23 protein-coding genes and 1 pseudogene are annotated in these 26155 nt (G+C 69.1%); 12 read left to right on the forward strand and 12 right to left on the reverse strand.

The features are described from left to right. Positions 1 to 114 precede the first annotated feature (114 nt). The 4 genes and pseudogenes from OG622_RS24310 to OG622_RS24325 form a co-directional block, all read left to right on the forward strand. Entirely contained in the window at positions 115 to 558 is a 444-nt protein-coding gene (locus tag OG622_RS24310) for an ATP-binding protein (RefSeq protein ID WP_371578748.1), read from the forward strand. 292 nt (positions 559 to 850) lie between these two features. Further along, on the forward strand, positions 851 to 2350 hold the full coding sequence (locus OG622_RS24315) for a NucA/NucB deoxyribonuclease domain-containing protein (protein WP_371578749.1): 1500 nt from the start codon (positions 851 to 853) through the stop codon (positions 2348 to 2350). Positions 2351 to 2382: 32 nt separating this feature from the next. Beyond that, the gene (locus OG622_RS24320) at positions 2383 to 2985 is read left to right on the forward strand and encodes a hypothetical protein (protein ID WP_371578750.1); all 603 of its coding nucleotides are present in this window, start codon (positions 2383 to 2385) and stop codon (positions 2983 to 2985) included. Positions 2986 to 3032: 47 nt separating this feature from the next. After that, positions 3033 to 3155, forward strand: a pseudogene (locus tag OG622_RS24325) (ATP-binding protein); the annotation flags it as partial. 240 nt (positions 3156 to 3395) lie between these two features. On the opposite strand, the gene OG622_RS24330 reads toward OG622_RS24325, so the two are convergent. Beyond that, entirely contained in the window at positions 3396 to 3530 is a 135-nt protein-coding gene (locus OG622_RS24330; protein ID WP_371578751.1) for a hypothetical protein, read from the reverse strand. Between the two features lie 1111 nt (positions 3531 to 4641). Between OG622_RS24330 and OG622_RS24335 the strand changes: the two genes are divergently transcribed. Together OG622_RS24335 and OG622_RS24340 are read left to right on the forward strand one after the other, a co-directional pair. After that, a complete protein-coding gene (locus tag OG622_RS24335) occupies positions 4642 to 5562 on the forward strand; it encodes a helix-turn-helix domain-containing protein (RefSeq protein ID WP_371578752.1) in 921 nt (306 codons plus the stop codon). A gap of 146 nt (positions 5563 to 5708) precedes the next feature. Continuing rightward, positions 5709 to 6056 (forward strand): hypothetical protein, encoded by a 348-nt coding sequence (locus OG622_RS24340; RefSeq protein ID WP_371578753.1) that lies wholly within the window; start codon positions 5709 to 5711, stop codon positions 6054 to 6056. A 354-nt stretch (positions 6057 to 6410) separates the two neighbouring features. Here OG622_RS24340 and OG622_RS24345 read toward each other — a convergent pair whose 3' ends face one another. Together OG622_RS24345 and OG622_RS24350 are read right to left on the reverse strand one after the other, a co-directional pair. Then, a complete protein-coding gene (locus tag OG622_RS24345; protein ID WP_371578754.1) occupies positions 6411 to 7763 on the reverse strand; it encodes a polysaccharide lyase family 1 protein in 1353 nt (450 codons plus the stop codon). A gap of 174 nt (positions 7764 to 7937) precedes the next feature. Continuing rightward, a complete protein-coding gene (locus tag OG622_RS24350; RefSeq protein ID WP_371578755.1) occupies positions 7938 to 8291 on the reverse strand; it encodes a hypothetical protein in 354 nt (117 codons plus the stop codon). Between the two features lie 637 nt (positions 8292 to 8928). On the opposite strand from OG622_RS24350, the gene OG622_RS24355 reads away from it, so the two are divergent. Then, complete coding sequence (locus tag OG622_RS24355; protein ID WP_371584197.1) at positions 8929 to 9681, forward strand: CAP domain-containing protein; 753 nt, start codon at positions 8929 to 8931, stop codon at positions 9679 to 9681. On the opposite strand, the gene OG622_RS24360 is transcribed toward OG622_RS24355, so the two are convergent. After that, on the reverse strand, positions 9648 to 9848 hold the full coding sequence (locus OG622_RS24360) for a DUF397 domain-containing protein (protein ID WP_371578756.1): 201 nt from the start codon (positions 9846 to 9848) through the stop codon (positions 9648 to 9650). The genes OG622_RS24355 and OG622_RS24360 overlap by 34 nt on opposite strands. Before the next feature lie 3 nt (positions 9849 to 9851). Continuing rightward, on the reverse strand, positions 9852 to 10700 hold the full coding sequence (locus OG622_RS24365; protein ID WP_371578757.1) for a helix-turn-helix domain-containing protein: 849 nt from the start codon (positions 10698 to 10700) through the stop codon (positions 9852 to 9854). A 215-nt stretch (positions 10701 to 10915) separates the two neighbouring features. On the opposite strand from OG622_RS24365, the gene OG622_RS24370 reads away from it, so the two are divergent. The 3 genes from OG622_RS24370 to OG622_RS24380 all read left to right on the forward strand — a co-directional run bounded on the left by OG622_RS24370 (position 10916) and on the right by OG622_RS24380 (position 12820). Further along, complete coding sequence (locus OG622_RS24370) at positions 10916 to 11377, forward strand: ATP-binding protein (RefSeq protein WP_371578758.1); 462 nt, start codon at positions 10916 to 10918, stop codon at positions 11375 to 11377. Positions 11378 to 11456: 79 nt separating this feature from the next. After that, on the forward strand, positions 11457 to 12371 hold the full coding sequence (locus OG622_RS24375; protein WP_371578759.1) for a hypothetical protein: 915 nt from the start codon (positions 11457 to 11459) through the stop codon (positions 12369 to 12371). Then, positions 12368 to 12820, forward strand: a complete 453-nt coding sequence (locus OG622_RS24380; protein WP_371578760.1) for a hypothetical protein — start codon at positions 12368 to 12370, stop codon at positions 12818 to 12820. The genes OG622_RS24375 and OG622_RS24380 overlap by 4 nt, the downstream gene beginning before the upstream one ends. A gap of 74 nt (positions 12821 to 12894) precedes the next feature. Here the strand turns inward: OG622_RS24380 and OG622_RS24385 are convergent, their stop codons facing one another. From OG622_RS24385 to OG622_RS24395, 3 genes are read right to left on the reverse strand one after another with little or no spacing between them, the layout of a single operon-like run. After that, positions 12895 to 14769: a carbohydrate-binding domain-containing protein gene (locus OG622_RS24385; RefSeq protein WP_371578761.1), complete on the reverse strand. Its 1875-nt coding sequence runs from the start codon at positions 14767 to 14769 to the stop codon at positions 12895 to 12897. Beyond that, positions 14766 to 15596: a VTC domain-containing protein gene (locus OG622_RS24390; protein ID WP_371578762.1), complete on the reverse strand. Its 831-nt coding sequence runs from the start codon at positions 15594 to 15596 to the stop codon at positions 14766 to 14768. Before OG622_RS24390 ends, OG622_RS24385 begins: the two co-directional genes overlap by 4 nt. After that, entirely contained in the window at positions 15593 to 16321 is a 729-nt protein-coding gene (locus OG622_RS24395) for a DUF4956 domain-containing protein (protein ID WP_371578763.1), read from the reverse strand. The genes OG622_RS24390 and OG622_RS24395 overlap by 4 nt, the downstream gene beginning before the upstream one ends. Before the next feature lie 236 nt (positions 16322 to 16557). On the opposite strand from OG622_RS24395, the gene OG622_RS24400 reads away from it, so the two are divergent. Then, positions 16558 to 19764, forward strand: coding sequence for a S8 family serine peptidase (locus tag OG622_RS24400; RefSeq protein ID WP_371578764.1), 3207 nt, complete (start codon positions 16558 to 16560; stop codon positions 19762 to 19764). Positions 19765 to 19793: 29 nt separating this feature from the next. Here the strand turns inward: OG622_RS24400 and OG622_RS24405 are convergent, their stop codons facing one another. Continuing rightward, positions 19794 to 20450 carry a GPP34 family phosphoprotein gene (locus tag OG622_RS24405; protein WP_371578765.1) on the reverse strand — a complete coding sequence of 219 codons (657 nt, stop codon included), beginning with the start codon at positions 20448 to 20450 and terminating at the stop codon, positions 19794 to 19796. Between the two features lie 14 nt (positions 20451 to 20464). On the opposite strand from OG622_RS24405, the gene OG622_RS24410 reads away from it, so the two are divergent. Continuing rightward, positions 20465 to 21028: an O-methyltransferase gene (locus tag OG622_RS24410; protein WP_371578766.1), complete on the forward strand. Its 564-nt coding sequence runs from the start codon at positions 20465 to 20467 to the stop codon at positions 21026 to 21028. A 786-nt stretch (positions 21029 to 21814) separates the two neighbouring features. On the opposite strand, the gene OG622_RS24415 is transcribed toward OG622_RS24410, so the two are convergent. The 3 genes from OG622_RS24415 to aspS all read right to left on the reverse strand — a co-directional run bounded on the left by OG622_RS24415 (position 21815) and on the right by aspS (position 25855). Continuing rightward, positions 21815 to 22774, reverse strand: coding sequence for an intradiol ring-cleavage dioxygenase (locus tag OG622_RS24415; RefSeq protein WP_371578767.1), 960 nt, complete (start codon positions 22772 to 22774; stop codon positions 21815 to 21817). A gap of 166 nt (positions 22775 to 22940) precedes the next feature. Then, entirely contained in the window at positions 22941 to 23933 is a 993-nt protein-coding gene (locus tag OG622_RS24420; RefSeq protein WP_371578768.1) for an intradiol ring-cleavage dioxygenase, read from the reverse strand. Positions 23934 to 24091: 158 nt separating this feature from the next. Then, positions 24092 to 25855: an aspartate--tRNA ligase gene (gene aspS / locus OG622_RS24425; protein WP_371578769.1), complete on the reverse strand. Its 1764-nt coding sequence runs from the start codon at positions 25853 to 25855 to the stop codon at positions 24092 to 24094. Positions 25856 to 26155: the final 300 nt, after the last annotated feature.

Below are 26155 nucleotides of genomic sequence, written 5' to 3' on the forward strand. Positions count from 1 at the left end.
ACCCCTATAGCCGGTACCGACAGCCCGGACAGCAGTGGACAAGCTCCGGACAGTCACCGTACGCACCGGCGTCGTCACTGTTCACGGTAAGCACGCACGGCCACTCTCAGTGAGGTGAACAAGGAAAAGTCCACCCAACTCGACACCCCCACCCGCCGCTTCAGCATCCTGCTGTCCCCCACACCGCGCGGCGCCCGCCTCGCCCGGCTCCTCGCCACGGAATGGCTGCGCACCTGGGACCCGCCGTACGGCGTCCTCGACACCGCCGAACACCTCGTCGCCGAACTCGCCGCGAACGCCGCCACCCACGGCCGGCTCCCCGGCCGGGACTTCCGCCTCGTCCTCCACACCCGGGACAACACACTCCGCATCGAGGTGACGGACACACGCGGCGACGCCCTCCCGCGCCACCGCCACCCGTCCCCCGACGCCGAATCCGGACGCGGCCTGCTCCTCGTCGAGGCACTCGCCAATCGCTGGGGCACCGAACTCGGCCTCGTCCCCCGCAAGACCGTATGGGCCGAACTCGATCTCAACACCGTTGCGTTCGAGTCTTGAGCCGCAGGCCGGCCCTGGTGAATGACGCCACGGGACGTCCTGACAGATCAGCTCAAGCCCTCGTCACGCGTGTGGCCGAGGCGGCGGCCGGAACGTGACGCGCTCGGCCGCTTGCGCGCGTTGCATCGGATCGTTCGAGCCGGACTCCCGCTGCCGGGTCTGCGCCTAACTCAATGGCCGACTGTCAGTCCCCCGCGCTTCGATCGGGTTGATCGGCGTGAACACGCCAAGAAATGGGCGGGTTTGCGCTGCTCTGACCATCCACAGGGGGTACGACTTGAGACCGAGAATCATGCTGGCCGTGGGGGCTGCCTCGCTGGCGCTGTTGGGCAGCAATCTGACCGTGGCGCAGGCGGCGGACGATCCCGCAGCCGTACCGGAAAGCTCGCTGAGCACGAGTGCGGACCTCGCCGACCCGGCAGATGAGGAACTGCCGTTGGCTGAGGAAGACACTGAGGGTGACCCGGAGTCGGAGCCGTCGGAAGAGGACATAGCGCTGGGCATCGAAGGCACGGCCGATGAGCCGGCGGCGGCGCCGGATACCGCCGAGGACGGACAGCCCGTCACGATGGAGACCGGCACGCAGACGGCGTGCGGCGAGCAGGCGGAGTCGGGCGCCGACGAGGCGCCCGACGGGCAGTACGTGGCCTGCGTATCGCCTCCGACGCCGGCGGACGAGCTGACTGCCGAGGAACAGGCCGCACTGTCGCGCAGTGATGCCACCGCCAACCCGTCCGCAGGTGAGGCGGCTGCCCTGGCTGTCGCAGCGGCCCGCGAAAGCGTCGACCAGGAAGCCTTGCTGCAGGACACGACGGATGACGCGGCCTCGGAGACCGAACCCGTCGAAAGCCCGGACGCTCTCACCGCCGCGGCCAAGCGCTCGCCGTGGAAGGAACCCAAGTGGTGCATCGACGAGGGTGTGGACTCGACCTGGTACATGCAGCGGATGCGAAGCTGCGGTGTGTGGCGCGGCAAGGTCTACGCCAAGGATGTGCGCACGGGCCGCGTGGTCGGCAACATCAAGTTTCTCTTCATCGGATACTCCTTCACGGCCCGCGACTCCAAGACGTGGGCGGCTCAGGTCAAGTTCGTGGAGGTGTCCCGGTCAGGGAAGGCGGTGAGCGGCACGAAGGCGTACGGCAGTGCTTCCTGCGTGGGCAAGTGCAAGGTGACGGACAAGGACTTCCCGGCGCAGACGATCAGTTCGAGAGCCGAGCCCTTCGGTCAGTTCTTCATGAAGTCCACCATCGACACCAAGGCATCCAAGCAGCGGGGTACCGGGCGGAGCATCGCCACTATGCGGTTCCGTAACTCTGAGTGGCTTGCGCCGTCGGAGCCCCTGAAGCTGTCCACCCTGGAAGTTCGGTGCGACAACGCCCTGCCCGGTGCGCCGAAGCAGGTCGGCTGTGTGAATCTCCGTGCTGTGCCAGTGATCAGTTACAGCCTGACGGGGCCGTGGCCTCAGATAGCCAAGCACATCAAGGACGCCCAGGCCGACGGAAAACCCGGCAAGTACGGTACGACCGACTACCTCACGCGGCTCACGAACAAGACGAAGATCGACAAGAACCGTGGCAAGGCGTGTCCGTCGAGCCTGGAGCGCCCACCGGGCAAGTCCTGCGACGAGTACCCCTTCGCCAGCACATGGCAGGGTGCCAAATACAGCGGCGGTCCGTTCAGCCGACGCATGGTCAACGACAAACAGAACAAGGGTGCCGGTCGCGCGCTGAAAGGTTTCTACGCCTACAGCCGCGTCCTCGAAGGGGACCGGTACCTGGTATGGATCAGGTAGCCCCCTGACGGATGAGACCGGAAGACAACACCGTGAATGAGTCAGTCCACACCCGAACCGCTCTGGTGCACGCCGAGTATCACCTCTTCCAGATCTCGGATCCGGAGGGGCCCGTGGCCGGTGACCTCGACGCGTCTCACAACGGGCTCGTGTCGGCCATCGACGGAGCCATCGAGGTGTCGACCGGGATCCACACCGGCAACGTCCAGGTGACCGTCGAACTTCATACGGTGAAGCCCGAGCCCGCTGCGGACTGGGAAGAGATCGCCGAGATCTCATGGCAATCCCCGTCCGGGGAAGCGCTCGTGGCTCCACTCATGGACGACCCCGTAGACCTGCCCTCGCTGGCCTCGCGAGGACCGGGCCACTACCGGTTGCGGGTCCATGCCCGGGGCAGGGACACGGCTGTCGACCAGACAGTGGTGGATGATGTCGTGGAGTCCTATCTGCTCCAGAGCTGGCCCGCGGCACACCAGGAAGCTCTTCTGGTGAGGGCGACCGACGCCTACGGGGCCCACCTCCGGGCCCAGGAGGCCGACGACACCATCGTCATCGACCACGAGGACTCTCTCGACACCCAGACCGGCCGGGAACGCGACATCCTGCGCCGGGCCGAACGCGGCCATCAGCCCTGACCAACAGCCCGCGTCCTCGGTTGGGGCAGCTTCAGCACACGGGCTGCCCCATCCCCGACGCCGAGTCCGGACGCGGCCTCCTCGTCGAGGCCCTCGCGGACCGCTGGGGCGTCGAACTCGGCCCCGTACGCCGAAAAACCGTATGGGCCGAACTCGACCTCGGCTCTTGAACGGGCCATTACCGGCTTTACCGACGGCCCGGCATGACCGAGAGGCGCCACGTACTGCGCGTGAAACTCCCGTCACGGCAAGTAAGTTCAGCCGGTAGCATCGAACCCGTGACGCACCCGTGGGTGCGTCCTCCCTTCACTCCGGGCCCCTCCTCTTCGGGGCCCGGCCCGACGAGAGCGGTCCCGGGACTGTGTGTATGGCCGCCTCACGTCGAAGGGAGGACGCCCTCAGATGGGCTGTCACGAGGAGCGGAAGCCGACTCTCGTCATCCGGCTGACCCGGCTTTTGCCGGAGCCGACCGCGAAGCACGCGAGGAGGTGGCTGCTCTGGTGGCTCAGCAGGTAGCCGGATGTCCCCATACACAGTGGGGACATCCGACAAGCTCCTGACGAGCCTGGGCCCCTGCTCGGATGCCCGTCCGATGCGGGGGCCCTCCTTGAGTCCCAGTACAGCACACCGGGTGCCGGTGCGGCATCACCAAGTGACGACCACCCAGTTGGGCCCTCGCACGACCGACGGTTCCCACCTCGCCCTGGCCGGAACCCAGCGGTCTGCGCTCCGGCGCCACAGGCGTTCTCGGTGACCTTCATCACCCAGACCGTTTGGCGATTCCTGCAAAGCCATTCCGACAGCCCGGACAACAGCGGACAAGCTCCGGACAGTCACCCTACGCATCGGCGTTGTCACTGTTTGCGGTGAGCGCGCTCCGCCACGCTCAGTGACGTGAACCACAAAAGCTCTACCCAACTTCCCACCCTCACACGTCACTTCAGCGTGGTCCGGCCCTCCACACCATATGGAGCCCACCTCGCCCTCCTGCTCACCACCGAGCGGCCACCCACCCGGGACCTGCCCGCGGCGTCATCGACGCTGCCGAACACGTCGTCACCGACCCGGAAACCCGGATGGCCGGCACTTCCCCCATGACAGCAGTCCGGACCCGGTGGGACCGCGCGACGGAAAGTACCTGATGCCTGCTCTCTCGCTCACCAAGGCCCACGGGTCCCGCAACGACATCTTCGTCGTCGACGGCGCGCCCCTCGATCACTTCGCCACGGCGGACGAGCTCACCCGTGCCGTCAGCCTGCTGTGCGACCGCAGGCGCTGCTGCTGGGCGAGTCCGCCGTACTGCGCCGCCACCGCCGGGCCCTCGCATCGGCCGGCGAGGCCACGGCCGTGGCAGCCCGAAAAGCCGGCCTCCACCGAACCGCAGAAAACTGAGCTCCGGTGCCTCAGGCGCTCTTCCCAAAGAACCACGAGAGAGAAAGAAACCCCACCAAGCCCCACCCCTCCCGCCCACAGCGTCCGCTCACTCGGTCGAGTGAACAACACCAACTCGGCTGGCTTCCGGACAGGTTGGCTGCTCTACGCTCAGCGCGGCACCACACAACCGCAGCAGCCACACAACCGCAGACATGCGACGGCCCCCGCCGGGACTGCAATCCCATGCGAGGGCCTGACCACAGAGGAAGCAGAACCTTCCCAATGGATACGCAGAACCCTAGCGTGCACCCGCACGCCCAGACCCGAACCACGGGCAAAAACCACCCCCGCCGGAGCACCCACGCGGGCGGGGTGATCCACGACAACTCCCGTCACACCACCCGCTTCACGGTGGTCGGCAACCACCTCGCCCAGCACGCCGAGCTGTCCGCGCTGGCCATCGGACTCGCCGTCCACGTCCAGTCGCTCCCCACCGGCGCCCGCGCCGACATCAAGACCCTCGCCGACCGTTTCCCGGAGAGCCCGGCTCGTATCGCCGCCGCCCTGCGCGAACTGGAGACCCACGGTTACCTGCGCCGCACCCGCGAACGCACCGACAGCGGCCGGATCGTCACCCGCACCGTCTCCTGCAACCAGCCGGGCCGGCACGGGGACGCACCCGACGACGCACCCAAACCCTCTGCCGGGCCCCCGGCCCGGCGGGCGGCCGAACAACGCAAGAACCCCCCACGCCGCGCCCTCCCCGCCGTACCCCAGCCCGGGTACACCTCCCCCGCCCTCCTCCAGACAGCGACCGACGTCCTCGCCGGCCTCCGCCGCGAGGACCCCCGCCTGCTCCTCTCCGCCACCGACGCCGAACACCTCGCCCCCGGCGTCGCCGCCTGGCTGGAGCGCGACCTCACCCCCACCGCGGTACGCCACGCGCTGACCAGCGACCTGCCCGCCGAGCCCCTGTACCGCCCGGCCGCCCTCCTGGCCCACCGCCTCACGGACCGGCTCCCGCCCCTGCCACCGTGGCGCGCCCCTGCCGAGCCCGCACCCGTCCAGTACCGGGTCCGGAACTGCGACGGCTGTGACCGCGGCTTCCATTCGCCCGGCCCCGGCGCACGGTGCCGCGACTGCCGGGAGCGCCCCGCCGGGGATTCCGGCCCGGTACGCGGAAGCCTGGAGGTGGAGCGGTGAGCGGCGAGAGCCTGCGGGAGCACAGGCACGAGCTCCTGAGGGGTGACCCGGGAGGCGCCCGTGAGCCGGGCACCGCTGCGCTCGCCGCCCGGCTCCGCCGTGCCCCTGGCCGGATACCCTGGCCGGGGCACCCTCTGGAGGACACCATGAGCACCCAGGCCGATCACGGACATGAGCTGATCCCCCGTCCCGAGCAGACCCCTGATGCCCTGCGCGCCGCCCTCGCCGTCGTCGCCCCGGGCCGTCTGGAAGAGATACAGAGGACGAAGGACGAGACCTTCGCCAAGGCCGTCGAGTGGCAGTCCCTGAGTCCGGTACAGAGCTGGGTCCTCGCCTGGGCCAGGGACATCGAGATCGGCCGCCGTCCCGAGCTGTCCGCCCGCCATGCTCACGCGAAGAGCAACCTGGAGCACGAGGATGCCGTCGTCGCGCAGGAAGCCCTACGAGAGCTGAGCGCAGTACTGGACGAGGCCATGAAGGCAGTGCGCGAGTGAGCTGGAAGTGGGAGTACGCCTTCGGCGCGGAGGAAGCCGCCCGCACTGCGTACCAGGTCGTTGTACGCAGCGAGCGGGTCTACGTCGTCCAGATCACCTATCTCGGCTTCTGAAGTACAGAGGCTGCTCCGAGACCCCCGAGGCCTCGTACGAGACTCAAGCGAGGCCGCTCACTCCGGCCTGCGCCTCGCGTGATGCCGGACAGGGGCGGACGACCGGGTCTGCGGGGCCCGGCGAAGGGGCTCTGATCCGTCACCCTCACGCACCCGTCGGCGACCCGTTCCGCGGACATGGTGACGCCGCCCGGCCACCGGAGAAGGGTGGCCGGACGGCGTCACGTATGCGTGGGAACGGTCAGGAGAGGGTGCCCGCGCCCGTCGTGCCGGTCAGGTCGGTCAGGAGGTTGGTGACCTTGGTCTGGAGGCCGGCGGTGAGGGCCGGGGTCCAGTTGACGGTCGTCTTCAGCTTCTTCGAGTTCGCGGCGTTGTACGCGGCGACGAGGTTGGTGGCCTTGCCGTTGACGATGTTGCCGGTGCCGGCGATCGAGCCGGTGCCGTCGCCGCTCAGCAGCTTGGCGATCTTCGCGTCGGCGGGGATCTTCCAGACGTTGCGCTCGGCGACGACCTGGGCCTTGGCGCGGGAGTCGATGCTGTACTTGGGGGCGTAGCCGTTGACCGTGGTGGTGTCGTAGACGTTGTTGTAGATGTGGATCTGGCCGATGCGGGCCAGGGGCGCCCGCTGCACGATCCCCTTCCACAGGTTGTGGTGGATGGTCACGCGCAGCTTGCCGGTGCTGTCGGTGTCGCTGCTGCCGATCAGCATGGTCTTGTCGTGGTTGAGGAACCGGTTGCGCTCGACGGTCACCAGGTCGGAGCCGTTGGTGATGTCGAGGGCTCCGTCGTGGACCTGGTACTTGCGGCCGAAGTGCGTCGCCTCGGTCTTGTCGAAGGTCGGCGCGTCGGTGAACGTGTTGTGGTCCGCCCAGACGTTGGTCGCGCCGCGCAGCGTGACCGAGTCGTAGTTGGAGTTCCACTCGCCGGACGAGCCGTCGGTCGGGTCCCACTGCGGGAAGCAGTCTTTGGTGTCCGCGAAGGTCAGGTTGCGCACGATGACGTTCTTGACGTTCTGGACCAGGACGCTGCCGCCGAGGATGCCTGCCTTGGTGCCGGGGACGCCCACGATGGTGGTGTTGGACGGCACCCTGAAGAGGATGTTCTTCTTCTGCTTGTTGGCGGCGTCCGCGCGGGCGGTCTCCTGGGTGCCCTTCGGCGCCTTCTTGCCGTACGTCGACGGGTCGAACGCCTTGAGGTAGGCGGAGAGCGAGTAGCCGGTGCCGGAGGCGTAGTCCGCGCAGGTCAGCTTCTTGCCGGAGTCGTTCGTGTTGGCGTCGATCGTGCCCTTGATCTTGATGATGCGGGGCGTGGTGTCGGTGGCGGAGCCGAGCGCCTTCACGAGCTGCGCCCGGGTCGACACCGTGAAGGTGTGCGCCGCGTCGGCCTTCGCACCACCGGTCGTACCGGAACCGGACGCCGCCCAGCCGTCCTTCGCGGGCAGCACCTGGTGGTACAGGTCCGCGGGGCTGGCGCTGGCGTTCATCACGAGGACGCCGGCGCCGACAGCGGCGGCCACTGCGGCGGCGGAGACCGCGAGGGTCCGGCGCGTGCGGAGGGACCGGCGGTGGGACGGGCGCGGAGAGGCAGAGGCCACGGATGAGTCCTTACGTAACGTACGTGATTCGGGGGAACACGTGGTTCGTGTGGAGCCCCCGTGAAGGGAGTTCCGACTCATGTGTGGTCGCCGGTCCGGGATAGGTTGCCGCCGGCTGAACTTTTTCGGTTGTGAGTTGATGGCTGTCACTTCATGGCTGTCACTTCATGGCTGTCACTTGATGTGGTCCAGCACCTCCTGGAACTCCTTCGTCGGGGAGAACTCCACGAGTTCGACGTCCTCCAGGGCCTCCGGTGAGTGACCGGGGCCCCAGTAGTAGGCCTGTCCCGCCTCGTAGAAGTCCTCGCCCTCCTTGGTGCGCATCCGCAGCCGGCCGCTGACGACGAGGCCCCAGTGGGGGCACTGGCACAGGTCGTCGGGGAGTCCTTTGAGCGCCGGGGCCATGTCGATGCCCTTGGGGAGCTTGAGGAAGGCGACGCTCATGCCGCCGCCCATCTCCTGGATGCGCACTTCCAGGCCGTCGCCCTCGATCTCGACGGGGGCTTCCGTCCGCGTGACTGCCGTCATGATTCCTCCACGAGCGATCCGTCGCGGGGCCTCGGGAATCTACCTGCCGGGGTCCGCTCTCTCGGGGACCCTGCACTTTCCAGTCTGCGCCTGCCTTTCACACACCTCGAATCGGCGTGACTTGCGTCACGACCGAAATGCGCCCGATGGAATTGATCGACCCGCTTTCCCCGAGCGACAAATCGCTTCTTTCACATCCCAATAGGGGTGCTTGCCGCCACGGGTGGCAAATTCGACTGATCATCCGGATCGGCGATGCCTTGCCTGCCGTCCCGGCGGATCGGCCTTCTGCCTGGTCCCGGGGTCGCACGGGGGGTCTGAGCAGGTACGTCGACGGCTGGGTTCGTACGTCCTGCCGCCCCCGCGAAACGCCATCGGCACCGCCCTGACAGTCGCACGGGCGTTCGTTGCCCGGTGCGCTCGGCGGTCCCCATAATGACCGGGCTCGCCAGGGCCGTGGCCAACCAGGAGGTCATACAGGGCCGAAGTCGAACCGAAGCCGGACCACTCAGTGAGGCCACGTATGTCGCGCATGAACAGTCATCGCCGGAAGACGAAACGTTCCGAGACCAACCGCTCGGAGCCGGGGCGTCCGAGAACGAAACGCCGGAAGCCAGCCGTCGCCGTCGCCGTCGTGATGACCGTGGGCGCCGTCGGCATCCCCACGGCCGCGTGGGCCGGCGGCATCGGGCTGGGAAGCTGGAGCAGTGTGGCGTCCTCCTGGTGGGGAGGGCAGGAGTCGGATGCGGCTCCGCCGACGCCGTCGCGCACACCTTCCGCGTCCGCGACAGACCCCTCCGCGAGCGCCTCCCCCACCCCGGCCCGCAAGAAGCGTCCCGCCCGCTCCGCGAGCCCGAGCGCGTCTCCCTCGAAGTCCGGCAGCCCGACCGCCAAGCCCACCCCCGACTCCGCCGACGCCCCCGACAGGACCACTCCGCCTCCGAGCGCCCAGAAGGCCACGAAGGCCACGAGTGCCGACAGCACGCCCCGCGCCTCCGACGACAGCGCGGACTCCGGCCCCACGGATCGCGTACTGACCCTGGTCAACGCCGAACGCTCGAAGGCGGGTTGCTCCCCGGTGACCGTGGACGCCAAGCTCACCAAGGCCGCGCAGGACCACAGCCAGGACATGGCCGATCACACGAACATGTCCCACACCGGTTCCGACGGCTCGTCCATGAGCGACCGGCTCGCCCGTGTCGGGTACAGGTTCAGTACGGCGGGCGAGAACGTCGCCGCCGGGTACGGCACCCCTGAGAGCGTCATGGACGGCTGGATGAACAGCCCCGGCCACAAGGCCAACATCCTCAACTGCGCCTTCAAGGAGATCGGCATCGGCCTGGCCGGGCCGGGCAACTACTGGACGCAGGACTTCGGCTCACAGGCATAGCCACCGAGGTGCCGTATGAGGGCGGCGGCGCCGTGGCGGGTGACGGGGAGTATTCGGGCGGGGTCGTCGCTCTCGCGGAGGAGTATGCGGGAAGGGGACAGGGCGAGTTCGACGCAGTTCGTGCCGTCGGATCCGCTGGAGAAGCTGGACTTCTGCCACTGGGTCACGTCCTACAACTCCTTCGCGAGACGGTGGATGTAGTCCCGGGACGGTACGGGGTCGAGCGACACCCCGGCCACTCTACGAAACAGCGCGCGCATTGCCTTCAGTTGTGCGGGAGCATCCATGAAGGCAGGCCCATACGTGGTGTCCCGCTGCGCCGAGTCCAGCGCGGGGACCCGGCCTCCCGCATAGATCAACTCCGCGCTCGCCCCCGCGAATCCGTCGACGTCGAACGGAATGACTCGCAGGGTGACACCGTGATTCTCGGACAGCGCGAGGAGCGAGTCCAGTTGAGTCCGCGCCACACTCCGGTCGGCGACCCGGGTGCGCAGCACGGGCTCATGCAGCACCGCCGTGTAGGGCGTTTCCTCGCGCCCGAGAACGACCTTGCGGCTCATCCGGTGCTCGACGCGTAGCTCCACTTCGCTCTGCCGAAGCTCGGGGCGCCAGTACGTGTATACGGCCCGCGCATAGTCCTCGGTCTGCAGCAACCCCGGGACATGGGCGGTGGCGATGTCCTGGAGGTACGTGGCGTGGTGCTCCATCTCCGCCAGATCCGCGAAGATCGGAGGCAGCGCACCCGCGAACTTTTCCCACCAGCCTCGCGTCCGATCTGTCGCCATGGCCACGAGTGCTCCGACCAACTCCTGGTCGGTGCAGGTGTAGTGAGCCGCCAGCTGTCGTACACGCTGTTCGCTGACGCCAGCGATGCCCGCTTCCATGTGGCTCATCTGCGCCGATGTCGACCCGAGGAACCGCGCCACATCCCGGGCGGTCAGACCGGCGGCCTCCCTCAGCCTGCGCAGCTCCGTGCCCAGTCGCACCTGACGCTCGGTCGGCTGACTCCTCGGCGGCATGCGGACCTCTTCCTCAACAAGCCGTACCGGCATCCCACTTATGAGGGGCAGACTACGCAACCGGCTTGCGGCGGCACAAATTAATGCCATACCTTCAGTGACGCGCCGCACACCCTGCGGAACCACCGGCCCCCGGAAGCGCCCCGCCCTGCCACGGCGGGTGCGGCAGGCCACCGGTCGCCCCCCAACTCCCCCGCCGGCCAGAGGAGTCACGCATGCTCGATACCGGAGAGCCCACCGACGAATCGACGCCCCGCCCGGACGAACCCTGGACCTACACCCTCACCATCCCCAACGACCCCCGCGCCGTCACCATCTGCCGCCGCACCCTCCGTCTGATCCTGACCCTGCACGGCCTCCCCCACCTCACCGACGCCGCCGAACTCCTCGCCACCGAGCTGATCACCAACGCCGTACGGCACACCAAGGGCCCGGCCGCCATAAAGCTCCGCTGGGCCGACCCGGTGCTGCGGATCACCGCATGGGACACGGCACCGCGACGCTTCGCCCGCGCCCTCGCTCCCCGAGCCCCCAGCCCCACCTCCGACACCGGCCGCGGCCTCGCCCTCGTCGATGCCTGCGCCGAGAACTGGGGGTGGTTCAACTCGATCCACACCGCCGAACCCCACCGCACGGACGGCAAGTTCGTCTGGTGCGAGCTGACCACGGCGGTGTGAACGTTTCTTCCTCGCTCGAAAGAGCGATCATCCCCCAAGTGGCCCAAATCGGCGCGAGATACCCCATAGGTTCCACCACATGGTCACTTCAGCCCACGAGGGCCTGCACCGCATCTTCCAGGAGAAGCCCGAGATCCTCGCACCCGTCTTCGGAGTGCTGGGCCTCCCCTTTCCGAAGAAGGCGACCGTGGACGCGCTCACCACCGACGTGACGGAGACCAAACCGATGGAGCGGCGCGTGGACACCGTGCTGCGCATCGGCCCGTCCGACGGCGAGGACTTCATGCTCGCGGTCGAAGTACAGGGTGAGCGAAAGCCGGACAAGGAGAGGAGCTGGCCGTACTACGTCTCATACCTCCAGTCCAAGTACCGTCTGCCCGTACTACTCCTCGTCGTCTGCCAGGACCGGCGCACCGCGAAGTGGGCGTCGGGCCCCTTCGACTGCGGCACGCGAGGCTGGATCACTCAGCGCACCCACCCCATGGTCGTCGGGCCGGACAACCTTCCGGCGATCACCGACGCGAGGACCGCGGCGAACAACCTCGCCATGGCCGCCTTCTCCGCTCTCGCACACGCCCGCAGCGCTCAGATCAACGACATACCGGACGCGATGGGCCGCGCCCTTGAGGAGGCGGACGGGAAGGCAGCCGACTACTTCTACGAGTTCCTGGAAGTCAACCTGCGGGGCACTCCCGCCGGAGAGAAATGGAGGGACATCATGAGCTTCGTCAGCTACTTCCCCGGTCGCGGGACAGTCCGCGAGACGGCTTACCTGGAGGGTGCGGCCAAGGGCGAGGCCAAAGGAGTCCTGCGCGTCCTGGAGGTGCGTGGCATTCCCGTCACCGACGACGTCCGCGAACGCATCACCACGTGCACCGACATCGACCGCCTCGACATCTGGCTCACCCAATCCGGCACAGTTGAACGCGCGGAAGACCTTTTCGTGGAGGACCCGCAGGTCACTGGCGGTGCGATCAGCGGGGAGCCCGTGTGAAGCCTCATCTCCGCCGCCAGATCCCGGCTTCTGACCTCATCGAGCGGCTGAACCCGGACCTGCAGGAGAAGGTGAGAGGGCGGTACATGGTCACGACGCTCTCCATGGCCATCGGGCTGTCCCTGGACGACGCCGTCGCCGACCACAACGCGCACCTGGGTGAGATCAGCCGACGTGATTCGCTCACCCTCGACGAGATCACCGCATTGCGGGCCCTCGCGGGCAACTGGAGCCAGGAATACACCGAGGCCTGGGCGGCCGGGTTCGCGGAGGGGCGGGCCACCGCGGTCCTGCGGATCCTGCAGAGCCGGGGCATCGAGGTCACCGGAAACACCTGGGAGCACATCACCGCGTGCTCCGATCTGTCCGTCCTCTCCCACTGGCTGGACCTGGCCTCTACCGTCACCGCCGCGGAGCAACTCTTCACTCCGCAGCCCAGTCAAGTGTGACAGCAACACCGTCGCCGCCAGGCCGGCAAGGCCGGGTGGCGACGGCGAGCTTCCGGCTTCCTCTCCGCTCAGCCTCAGCCCCGGTCCCCACCCCCGCCGGGCCCTCCGAAGCCACCCTCCGGGGCCTCGCCCGCCGTGACCGTGGCGATCTTCTTCGCCGAGCCGAGCTTGCCGGAGCCGGCGAGGCCGCCGGTGTCGGTGCCGGAGGTGGAGCCGCCGGAGTACACCGTGTACTCCTCGCCGCTCTTGATCGACCCACCCGAGTACACGACGTTCTGGATGGTCTTCGAGGTGACGTAGGACGCCACGACCTTCCCGTCCGCGTCGACGATGTGCAGGGTCGTGCCCGCCTCGACCGACGCGTCCAGGGTCGCCGACAGCCAGCCCTGTTCCGACTCCTCGTCCGGGGCGACGACCATGCCCGCGCTGCCGGCGGCGAGGAGCGTGCCGCCGCTGACGGTGAAGCTGCCGTTGACGTCGAGCGCTCCGTTGCCGCCCATCTCGGGGCCGTTGACGACGATCGTGCCGCCGGTGATCTCGGCGGTGCCGTTGGAGTCGAAGCCGTCGCCCTGGGAGTTGAGGATCAGGGTGCCGCCGGTGACCTTGGCGGAGTAGTCGCCGACGTTCTCGCCACCGCCGCCACCGCCTGGACCGCGGCCACCGGGGCCGCCGCCCTGTCCGCCTTCTTCGCCCTGCGCTTCCTCCTCGGAAGTCGCCTCGCTGCCGGACGCGTTGACGCCGTCGTCGTCGGAGGTGACGTTCGAGGTGCCGCCCCGGACGAGGATGTCCTTGCCCTCCAGGCCCTCGTTGGAGCCGGTGATGTTCAGCGTGCCCTCGCTGATGACGAGGTCGCCCTCGGCGTGGATGCCGTCGTCGCCGGCCGCGAGGGTGACGTCGGCGCCGTTGAGGTGGACGGCCGCGTCGCCGTGCAGGGCGTCGGCGGAGGCGTTCACGTCGACCGTGCCGCCCTCCAGCACCGTGATCACCCCGGACTTCAGGCCGTGCGCGGAGGTGTCGTCGGAGGCCTCGCCCTTCACGGTCAGTCTGCCGCCGGTGACGACGAGGTCGGTGGCGGCGTCCACGGCGTCACCGTTCGCGGTGACGGAGACCTTGCCGCCCGAGACGGCGATGTAACCCGCGTCCTCCTCGTCCGCGTTGTCGGACTTCAGTCCGTCGCCCTTCGCCGTCACGGTGACCGTGCCACCGTTCACCACCAGGTAGTCCTTGCCCCGGATGCCGTCGTCGGCGGCCTCGACGGTGACGTTCCCGCCCTCGACGACCAGGCCGTCCTTGCCGGCGATCGCGTCGTTGCCGTTCCCCTTCACGGTCAGCGAGCCGCTGCCGCCGATCGTCAGGTCGCCCGCGCTGTAGAGGGCGGCGTTCGCCTCGGCGTCGTCGGCGTAGGAGTCCGTGTCGCTCAGTTTGTTCTCGCTGCCGTCCGCGAGGACGACCACGAGCCGCTCCGCCTCGGTCGCGGCGATCGCCGACCCGGAGGAGCTGGAGATGTCGACCCCGTCGAGGACCAGCTTGACGGTCGCCTCGGGGGCGGTGACCACGATCCGCCCGTCGTCGAGGGACCCGCTCAGCAGATACGTGCCGCTGGAGGTGATGGTGACGGTGGACCCGTCGACGTCCACGCCCTTGCCGTCGGCGGAGGCCGAGTCACCCTTCAGCTCGATGGAGACGGCCTCCGACTTCTCGTACTCCGTGTCGCCGTCCTCGGCGTGCGTGTCCTCGTTGTCGGCGAGGACCGCGGACGCGTCCTGCGTCCCGTCCACGGCCGCCGCGCTCGCGCTCGACGAGGAGTCGGACGACGCCGAGCCGGAGTCACTGCCGGAGGAGCAGCCGGCCAGCGCGGCGGTCGCGAGGACGACGGAGGTGAGGGCGGCCACCGCCTTCGTACGGAACCCCCGTGCCCTCCTCTTCCACGCGTTCATACGGATGTTCATGCGGGACTCCCGTTCAGTGCCGGTGCGGTGGGGAAGTGGCGCCGCAGAACGGGCAGCCAACGATGGGCGGGCAGGTCGGGCCGGAGCGCGGCGAGCCCGGTGCCGTACTTGGAGACCGGGCAGGGCCGGTGCCTGAGCGACCACAGCAGCCGGTCGGCGCCGGAGCCCGCGCGCCCGGCCTTGGTCTCGACGATGGTCCGCTCGGGGGTGCGCAGTTCGGTGCCGTCGGGCAGCGCCCAGGTCAGGTCGGTGTCGACGGTGACCCGGCTGCCGCTGCCCGGCAGGAACAGGGTGGTGCGGCGGTAGAGGGTGGTGAGCGTGGGCGCCAGAAGGAGGTCCCGCGCGTCGATGCCCGCCTCACCGAGGACGTCGTCGGCGTACGCGCGCGCCTCGGGGCCCAGCCGCTCCGGCTCCCCGTCGTACGGGATGCGCTGCTTGACGGTGGTGCCGCGCGGGCCGCGCGTCTTGACTTCCAGGAAGTGCTGCCCGGACCCCAGATACGTCCGGATCCGCAGCTTGAAACGGCGTCGCCGGCGGCGGGCCGCGCCCAGATAGCCGTCCATGTCCGGGGTGTCGAAGTACACGGACCGGTACGCGAACTGCCGCTCGCCGTCGACCTCCAGGACCCGCACTCCCCCGGTCTCGGCTCCGCTCGACCGGGAGGTGCCCCCACCGTCGAGCCCGCCGACCACGAAGGGGAGGTCGGTGAGGGGCAGCATGTACTTGCGGTCCAGGCGGGTCAGCAGCTCGGCACGGTCGACGAGTTCGTCGAGGCCGATGGGGCGCAGCGCCCCCACCACGGGGGCGACGGAGTCCAGCGCCGTCATGCCCGGACCCCGTGTCCCTGACCATGAGCCTGCCCCTGACCATGAGCCTGCCCCTGCGCCGCTCCGTGCGCCTGTCCCTGCGCCGCTCCGTGCGCCTGTCCCTGCCCTTGCGCGTGTCCCTGCGCCTGCGCGTGCCCTTGCCCGATCCGGCGTCCGGCCTCCTCGCGTACGCGCGGTCCCTCGCCGGTGACGACGTACCGGACGTCGACCAGGGTCATGTCGTTGACCAGGTCGACGCTCTGCACGGACAGGTTCACCACCCGCCCACCCAGCAGTACTTCGAGGTACGCGCGCAGGGCGTCCTCGTCGGTGTAGGCGGCGTCGAGGCGCAGGCTGCGCTGCCGGTAGCGGCCGAAGAGCCTCGGGTGGTCGCCGACGTACATCGTGGCGACGATCAGTGCCATGAGGAGGGTCGACAGGACGTTGACCTGCTCCGGGAGCCCGGCCAGCAGGCCGAGGGCGAGGGCGGAGAAGTAGTACGCGATCTCGTGCTGGGCGATCTCGTTGGACCGCAGCCGGATGATCGACAGGACGCCGAACAGCCCCATTCCGAGGCCGATGCCGACCGACGAGGAGCTGAGCGTCATCGCCACCGCGAGGACACCGACGTTGACGCCAAGGAAGGCGGCGATGAGGTCCCGGCGGTGGTGGCGCGGGAAGTAGACCGCGAAGGTCAGCACGGAGATGGCAGCCAGATCGGCGACCACGAGAAGGGTCTGGTCCATGTCAAAAGACAATCGGGGGTCAACCTTTGAGCGCGCTTTGCCTTCCCTTAACTGAACTTGAGAAGTTCTGCGGACCAAGGACGAGCGAACTCGATCAACTGCGGCCGTTTCTTGTGAAACATCTGTGAAGGCCCGGAAGTATTCAAGGTTTCAAGATTGTTACTGCCGAGTCGTCTGTGACATTGAGGGTCCTCGGGGGATCGAGATCTTTCGGATCGAGCGACATGGACCCACAGTTGACGAACCATCACCTACGCCCGAGGGCGGCCGTCACCTTACTGGCACCGCTCCTCGCCGGAGCCCTGACCCTGACCGCGGTCACCGCTCCCTCCTACGCCAACTCCACTGAACACAGTGGCAGTTACGGCCACGGCCAGAACCACGACGTCTACACCTACATCGTCAAGCTCGCCGACGCGCCCGTCGCCGCATACGAGGGCGGGCTGCCCCGACTGAAACGGACGGCACCCGCCCCGGGCGAACGGCTCGACGCCGGCTCCACCGCGGTCCGCAGCTACGTGCGGCATCTGGATGCCCGCCGGGACGAGGTCCTGGACGCCGTCCCTGACGCGAAGAAGCTGTACGACTACGACTACACGTTCAACGGGTTCGCCGCCCGGCTCACCGGTCGGCAGGCCGCGAAGCTGGCCGTCACGCCGGGCGTGCTGTCGGTGACCCGCTCCACGGTCGTGCAGCCGATCGCTCCCGCTTCGCCGGAGTCGGTGGCCGGGGCGGCCAAGGGGACCAAGAGAGCTGACGGGACCGAGGCGGCCGACGGGACCAAGAGGGCCGTCGGCGGTGAGCGCACCTCGTCGTACGCCTCACCCGCACCCGCACCCGCACCCGCACCCGCTGACAAGAGTGGCACTGCCAAGGCGGCCCTCCCCGACATACCCCGGTTCCTCGGCCTCACCGGGAAGAAGGGCCTGTGGGCGAAGGCCGGCGGTCCCGAGCGGGCCGGCGAGGGCATGATCGTCGGGGTGATCGACCCGTTCGATCCGAAGAACCCGATGCTCGCCCCGCTGCCGGAGCCCCGCCCCGACGCGGACGTCATCGCCAAGAAGTGGCGCGGCACCTGCGACGAGGGCGACGACAGCGACCCGGACCACAAGGTCACCTGCAACAACAAGGTGATCGGGGCCGCCTGGTTCCGAGCCGAGGTGCCGGACCCCCAGCCGATCGACGTGCCCTCGCCGCTCGACATGCACAGCCACGGCACCCACATCGGCACCACGATCGCCGGCAACTACCGGACCCCGGTGACGATCGACGGCACGAACATCACCGGCACGCTCAGCGGGCTGGCTCCGGCGGCACGCCTGGCCTTCTACAAGACCTGCTGGAGCACCGGTTGCGGAGGCGCGGACAACACCGCCGCGATCGACCGCGCGGTGGCCGACGGCGTGGACGTCATCAGCTTCTCCATCGGCGGCACGCTGACCGACCCGACCTCCACGGAGGCGATGTTCAACGCGGCGAAGGCAGGGGTGTTCGTCTCAACCGCGGCGGGCAACGGCGGCCCGGACACCGTGGAGAACACGGCTCCCTGGATCACGACGGTCGCGGCGGAGTCCCACGACACCTACTACACCTCGACCCTGACCCTCGGCGACGGCCGCGCCTTCACCAACCCCGACCTTACCGTGGGGGCTCCCGCCACTCCGCTGGTCAACGCCGTCGCGGTCGGCAGGCAGGACGCGAAGCAGATCGAGTACTGCGCGCCGGGCACGCTCGACCCGGACAGGGCGAAAGGGAAGATCGTCGTCTGCGACCGGGGCGGCGAGGGCTTCACCTACCAGGACAGGTTCGACGAGCTGAAGAAGTCCGGCGCGGTCGCGATGGTCCTGGCCAACACGCCGACCAGCCACCAGGACCTCGTCGTGGACCCACAGTTCCCCATGATCTCGGTGGGCCCGAAGGACCGGGAGACGATCAAGGAGTACGCCGCCGGTCCGGGCGCCGGCGCGGAGATCTCGCCGACCAGGAGCGGGCACGTCCGGGCTCCCGTCATCACCGGCTTCTCCTCCTCGGGCCCCGACCCGTTCTCCGGCGGCGACCTGCTCAAACCCGACATCGCCGCACCGGGCAGAATGATCGCGGCGGGCACCGTGCCCGGCGGCTTCGCGGGATACACCGGTGAGTACGGCTTCATGGACGGCACGTCGATGGCGGCCCCGCACATCGCCGGACTCGCCACCCTGCTCATGCAACTGCACCCGGACTGGACCCCGATGGAGGTCAAGTCCGCGCTGATGACCACGGCGACCACGACCGACAACGAGGGCGAGCCGATCGGCCGGCGATACGGTGAGGGCACCGATATCGCTCCCGCCACCCCGCTCGACCACGGAGCGGGCTCGCCCAGGGTGACCCGTGCCGCCGACCCCGGCCTGGTCTACGACTCGACGCCCACCGACTGGACGGCGTACCTCTGCGCCCTCGGCGAGCAGCCCACCGCCGCCGACGGCACCGACCCCTGTGCCGCTGCCCCGAGGACCGACCCCAGCGACCTCAACTACCCGTCCCTCTCCGTCGGTGGCCTCCTCGGCAGCCAGACGGTGACCCGCACGGTCACCAACGTCGACGACGTCACCGCCACCTACCGGGCAAAGCTGCGGACACCGCGCGGCTACAAGGCCGACGTCACACCGAAGCGGCTCACGCTGAAGCCCGGCGCGTCGGCCACGTACCGGGTGAGGTTCACCCGGACATCCGCGCCCTACGGCGAGTCGGTCTTCGGATCCCTCACCTGGAGCGACGCCCACAGCCACCACCGGGTGACCAGCCCCATCACCCTGAGCGCCGCCCGCATCGAGGCTCCCGCGGAGGTCACGGTGACCGGCGGCGAGGGCTCGACCGGCCCCGTCACGCTCACGCCGGGCATCGGCTGGAACGGCAAGCTGACGACCGAGGTCACGGGCCTGTACGCGGGTGAGAAGACCACCGGGACCCTCACCGGCACCGACACCTCCGGCTTCTGGGACAGCCCGCACGAGAACGAGGCCGTGGTGCGGCACCGGATCCATGTCCCCGAGGGCGCCTTCACCCGTGTCGCCGTCACCGCCGCGGACCACGTCCCCGGCAGCGACCTCGACCTCTACGCCTTCCGCACCGACGGCGAACGCGTCGGCGAATCGCCCGGCTTCAGCTCCGACGAACACGCCGACCTGCCGCCCGGCGACTACGACGTCTACGTCGTCCAGTACGAACTGCCGGCCGGCACCACCGGCCAGCAGTACACGCTCTGGAGCTGGAAGGTCGGCCAGGGCGACCCCGACGCCCGCGCCACCGTCACCCCGGCCACCCTGCCGGTGGCCGCGGGAGACCGGCCCGAACTCAAGGTGACCTGGCCCGCTTTGAAGGCCACGCCGTACCTCGGCCTCGTCGAGTACGGCGACGGTTCGACCACCCTCGGGCGCACGGTCCTGGCAGTCACGCCGTAACCGCCGCCCCACGGGCGACCGGCTCGGCGTCAGGTCACCGCCGTGATCACGACCACGGTCGTCGCCATCGTCGCCGCCGTGAGGGCCGCCGCCGTGGCCGCCGCGGTCGCGGCCATGCGGCGCAGCGCGGGGTCGGCCCAGTGGTGTTCGGCGATCTCGGTCATCCGCCGCCTGGCCGGGGACTCCTCGGAGTCGGCGTCCGGGAAGGCGAGGGTGTGCAGGTCTCCGTGGTGGAGGAGGGAGATCAGGGCAGCGGTGCGGGGGTCCGGTTCGGCGCCCTCCAGGACCACTTGCGCCAGGCGCCCGCGCAGCGCGGACTCCACCGTGCCGTCGGCCTCCGGGTAGCGGGTGGTGCGGAAGACGAGCAGGACACGGCGCTTCTCCTCACGGATCAGGCCCTTGTCCAGCACGCCCCGCAGAGCGCTCTCGTACTCCTTCGCGCGGTGCTCCTGGATCCACTTCCCGGCGTCGTCGGGAAGTGGGTCCAGGAGCGCGTCGGCCGAGTCGTCCGACAGCGACCGCTCCAGCAGGGCCGCCGCCGCGATCGCGTGGGGCGTCCGCAGGGGGAGCCGGGCCTCACCCGTGGAGTCGTCGAGGGAGAGAAGAAGGATCTCCTCGCCGAGGGTCGTGGGGACGGGGACCGAGGCGGGAGTGTCGGCTGGAGTGGGCGTGGTCGACGTGGTCATGATCAGTACGACGCGTGCGGGAGTTCGGCAGTTGCGAAAATCGAGTTGAGCCCCCCACCCCCGCGCTCCCAGAAGGCAGCCTGCTCGCCACCCTCGCCGCCACCCGCCCCGGCGGCCGGATCCTCGAACTCGGAACCGGCGTCGGCGAAGGCACGGCCTGGCTCCTCGGCGGAATGAACGCGACGGCGACGCTGGTCACCGTCGAACTCGACGACTCCGTACAGGCCGTCGCCCGCAAGCGGTTCGGCGGCGACGAACGGATCACCTTCGTCACCGGGGACGGCGGACGCTGGCTGGACGAGTTCGACGGCGTGCCCTTCGACCTGGTCTTCGCGGACACCTGGCCCGGCAAGTTCACCCACCTCGACGCCGCCCTGAACCTGGTGGCGCCCGGCGGCGCGTACGTGGTCGACGATCTGACGCCCGTCCCCGGCCGGCCCGAGGGTCACGAGGCGGCGGTGACCGACCTGCTCGCGGTTCTGGAGGGGCGCTCGGACTTCCGGACGACCCGGCTGGCCTGGTCGAGCGGCCTGCTGATCGCCGTCCGCACCAGCGACGCCACCGGCACCTCGGCCTGACCGTCCGGACCCAACCCCGGACCCGAACCCGGACCCGCGCTCGAACCCGCACCCGCACCCCCGGTCGGCCCCGCGCCTGGACCCGTGTCCATGCCCAGCGCCGTACGGGCCGCCCGGACATGGCGCAGCCCTTCGACCGCCGTGCGCGTGACCTGCGCGTACTCATCGGGCGTGCGGGCCCGGGTCAGCTGCGCGCGGGCGGTGCGGAGGCGTTCGGTGGCGTCGGTCAGGGACTCGGCCGCACTTCCGCCCGCCCCTGCCTGCGCCCGTACGTCGATGCCGGCCAGGCTGCCGCCCAGCCGTACGACCCAGCGGTTGGCATCGGCCTCCGCGTCCAGGTCGGACGACGGTCCGGGTCCGTCCACGGACCGCCGCCGCGCGACGATCGCGACCACCGCCCCAACGATCAGCAGCACTGCCACCAGCACGGCCAGCTTCATGGCCTCCTCCAGCATTCCGACGTTCCGTCCCGTACAACTCGTATGTCCCGTAGGGCTTTTACGTCCCGTACGGCTCCTACGGGTTCCTCACCCTGTACGTCCCATCACATCCCCTCCCACTGTGATCGTCCGACGAGAAACCTGTGCGTCCCCTGATGACTTCCCCAGCAGGTACCCGACACGGGGACGAACGCACGCCGAAGGCCCGGAACCCAAGGGGGAGGGGTTCCGGGCCTTGTGGAGCCGTACGACCGCGGCCGCCGACGGCCGACCGCTCAGCGACGACGTACGCCGGCCGGGGTCGGCTCGCCGAGGCGGACTCCGACGCCGTGTCCGACGCGCCCGGCTACGCGGAGTCGCCCGTGCCGGTGTTCGTGGCCTCCGGGTCGACGCCGACCGTGAGGGAGCCGACGACGCCCTTGGCGATGCCGTTCTTCTTGTACTTCAGCTTGAGCAGACCGCCCTGGACGCCGCTGCCGTCGTAGATCGTGTCGTCGTCGAGGGTCGTGCGCTCGGTCGTGGAGGTCGAGTACGGCTCGACCTCGGCGGACGCGAGGACGGACTCCTCGTCGAAGAAGAGCTGGCCGGTGTGGCAGGTGGTGCCGCCCTCGTAACCGGCGTCGGTCCACTCGCCGTTGACGTGCACCTTGGTGTGGATGTGCACGCAGCGCCCCCGGTACCAGCCCGGGAAGATCGTCTCGAAGGTGACGAAGCCCTGCTTGTCGGTCTTCCAGGTGCCCCGCAGATAGCGGGTGTCGCTGGTCGGCTCCTCGTGCCCGCCGCCACCGCCGCCGCCACCGGCCGGGGGCTCCCCGGTCGGGGTGCCGGACGGCACGTCCGTGGGCGTGCCCGAGGGGGCGTCGGTGGGGGCGGTGCCGCCGCCCTCGGAGAAGCTCTCGTAGCCGGAGTAGAGGCCCAGCGCGTCGCAGTGCCAGATGTCGACGGCCGCGTCGCGGATCGGCTTGCAGGTCTCGGAGTCGATCACCTTCAGGCGAAGGGTGAGGGGGATGCCCTCCTTGTCCTCGGTGATGTCCTTGCGGAGCTTGTCCGCGTCGATGTAGTACGGGCCCTCGGTGGTCTCCGAGGTGAGCTTGTAGCACTCCTCGCCGGCGCTCGCGCTGGTGGAGGCGAGGGGCTTCGCGCTCCCCTTCTTGCCCGTCCCCGCGCTCGCGGTCGCGACGACCGCTCCGCCCACACCCACGGCGGCCACGGCACCCGCGCCCGCCACGACGACCTTGCGGCGCGTCAGGTCCCGCTTGTGCTTCGGCCCCTGGGCCTTCTCGTTTCCGGTCTGGTTTCCCGTCATGGCCAGGAAATTAGGGAGGCAGGCTGTCAAAGCCGTGGGAAAGGACTGTGGTTTGCCCCGCATTCCCGTGCGGATTCCCGCACGGGAGAAAAGGGGGCCCGAAATCGCCGTCTATTTCGGGCCCCTATTCAGCGACAACTCTGGCTAGGCTTACCTTACTTGTGCTCTAGCTCGCGGAGGCCGACGGCGACGCCGAGGTGCTCGGCCGCGGCGGCATCCCCGTCCCTTCGTTGGTCGCTTCCGGGTCCACGCCGACCGTGAGCGAGGCCCGCACTCCCCTCGTGATCTCCCGCTGGTCGTAGCGGAGCTTCAGAAGGCCGCCCTGGGCGCCGCTGTCGTCGTAGAGAAAGTCCTCGTCGAGCGTCGTGCGTTCGGCGGTGTTGGACGCGTACGGCTCCACGACCGTGGAGGCGAGAACGGACTCCTCGTCGAAGAAGAACTGGCCGGTGTGGCAGGTGTTTCCGCCCTCATAGCCCGCCTCCGTCCACTCGCCGTTGACATGGACCTTCGTGTGGATATGCACGCAGCGGCCCGTGTACCAGCCCGGGAAGACGGTCTTGAAGGTGACGAACCCCTGCCGGTCCGTGCGCCAGGTGCCGCGCAGATAGCGGGTGTCGTCCGTCGGTTCCTGGTGGCCGCCGCCCGGAGGCGGGCCGGACGGGCCCCCGCTCGGAGGCGGGCCGGTCGGGGGTTCGCTCGGAGGCGGGCCGGTCGGGGGTTCGCCGGTCGGGGCCGGGCCGCCATCGCCGTTGCCCACGTCCTCGTAGCCGGAGTAGACGCCGACGGCGTCGCAGTGCCAGATGTCGACGGCGGCGTTGCGGATCGGCCGGCATGTCTCGGAGTCGATCACCTTGAGCCGGAGCAGGAGCGGGATGCCCTCACGGTCCTCCGTGACGTCCCTGCGGAGCTTGTCCGCGTCGATGTAGTACGGGCCCTCCATGGTCTCCGACGTCAGCAGGTAGCACTCCTCCGGGACGGGAGCGCGGCCGCCGGATCCGGATTCTCCTCTCTGCTCACCGGCGAAGGCGTCAGCCGCCATGGCACCGCCCAGGCCCATCGCCGCGACGGCACCCGCACCGGCCACGACGACCTTGCGCCGGGTCACGTCCCGCGTTTCGGTCGGCTCTTGGGGCTGCTGTTCCTGTTGATTCGCTGTCATGCGCCCGGAAGTTAGATAGGAACCCTGTCAGCGAGCTGAGAAAACGATGCCTTTTCCCCACACACGGAAAAGGGTCCTGAAATCGACGGACGACTTCAGGACCCTTTTCACAGACAAGCCAAGAAAGGCTTGCCTTACTTCATTGTCCGCCTCATTGCCTACTTCGGCTGCGGCTTCCGCACCGACAGGTGCAGCTCGCGCAGCCGCGCCTCCTCCAGCTCCGTCGGCGCGCCCATCATCAGGTCCTGGGCGTTGCCGTTGAGCGGGAAGGCGATGGTCTCGCGGATGTTGGGCTCGTCCGCGAGGAGCATGACGATGCGGTCGACACCCGGCGCGATACCGCCGTGCGGCGGGGCGCCGAAGCGGAAGGCGCGCAGCATGCCCGCGAACTGCTCCTCGACGGTGTCGCGCTCGTAGCCCGCGATCTCGAAGGCCTTGAGCATGATCTCGGGCTCGTGGTTCCGGATCGCGCCGGAGGACAGCTCGACGCCGTTGCAGACGATGTCGTACTGCCAGCCGAGGATGTCCAGCGGGTCCTGGGTCTCCAGGGCCTCAAGACCGCCCTGCGGCATGGAGAAGGGGTTGTGCGAGAAGTCGATCTTGCCGGTCTCCTCGTCCTTCTCGTACATCGGGAAGTCGACGATCCAGCAGAACCGGAAGACGCCCTCCTCGAAGTGCCCGGCACGCTTGGCGGCCTCGACCCGCACCGCGCCCATGATCTTCGAGACCTCGTCGAACTCGCCCGCGCCGAAGAACACCGCGTGGCCGGCGGCCAGCGACAGGCGCTTGGTCAGCTCGGCGACGTTCTCCTCGGTGAGGAACTTGGCGATCGGGCCGGACAACGAACCGTCCTCGGCGACCCGCACCCAGGCCAAACCCTTCGCGCCCTGCTCGATCGCGTACTCGCCGAGCTGGTCGAAGAACCTGCGCGGCTGGGCCGAGACGTCCGGCACGGCGAGCGCGCGGACGTGCTTGCCGGCGAACGCCTTGAACTCCGAGCCCTCGAAGACATCGGTGATGTCCACCAGCTCCAGCTGGGCCCGCAGGTCCGGCTTGTCGGAGCCGTACTTGAGCATCGCCTCGCGGAACGGGATGCGCGGGAAGGGTGAGGTGACGGGCCGGCCCTTGCCGAACTCCTCGAACAGCTCGGTCATGAGCTTCTCGATGGGCTGGAACACGTCCTCCTGCTCGACGAAGGACATCTCCACGTCGAGCTGGTAGAACTCGCCCGGCGAACGGTCCGCGCGCGCGTCCTCGTCACGGAAGCAGGGCGCGATCTGGAAGTACCGGTCGAAGCCCGAGATCATCAGCAGCTGCTTGAACTGCTGCGGGGCCTGGGGGAGGGCGTAGAACTTGCCCGGGTTGAGGCGCGACGGCACGACGAAGTCGCGGGCACCCTCCGGGGAGGTGGCGGACAGGATCGGCGTGGCCATCTCGTTGAACCCGAGGGCCGTCATCTTGTGACGGATGGCGCTGATCACGGCCGTACGCAGCATGATGTTGCGGTGCATGCGCTCACGGCGCAGGTCGAGGAAGCGGTACTCCAGGCGCCGCTCCTCGTTGACCCCGTCCTCGGCGTTGATCGTGAAGGGCAGCGGGGCGGCCGCGCCGAGCAGCTCGACCTCGCCGACCTCGACCTCGATCTCGCCGGAGGGCAGGTCCGGGTTGATGTTCTCGGCGCCTCGCGAGACGACCTTGCCGTCGACGCGGACGGTCGACTCCTTGGAGATCTTGTCCAGCGCCTCGTACGCCGGGGTGCCCGGGCGGGCCACCAGCTGCGTGATGCCGTAGTGATCGCGGAGATCGATGAAGAGGATGCCGCCCAGGTCGCGCCGATTGTGCAGCCAGCCGCTCAGCCGGACGTCGGTGCCGACGTCAGAGGCGCGGAGTTCGCCGCAGCTGTGGGACCTGTACCGATGCATCGTCGTTCATCCAGCCTTCGCTGATCGGGGATCTTGGCGGGTGTCTCACGGCCGGTGTCTCACGGCCGATGTTTCACGTGAAACAAACCCAAGGGTACCGGGCACCCCGAGATCACCTCCCCACCATTTACCACCGGGCGGCACCGGACAGCACCGGACCGCGCCGGGCGACACCGAACGGCAGGACCACGGCCCCGCGACTGCCACCGCACACTGACCGGATACGCACGGTCATAGCCATGGGCAGGACCGTAAGCGGTTACTGTCGCTAGCGTCGATTGCCGTCACCTCCGTCGCCGC

Origin of the sequence: Streptomyces sp. NBC_01314 (assembly GCF_041435215.1) — a bacterium.
In the GTDB taxonomy this organism is placed as follows: domain Bacteria; phylum Actinomycetota; class Actinomycetes; order Streptomycetales; family Streptomycetaceae; genus Streptomyces.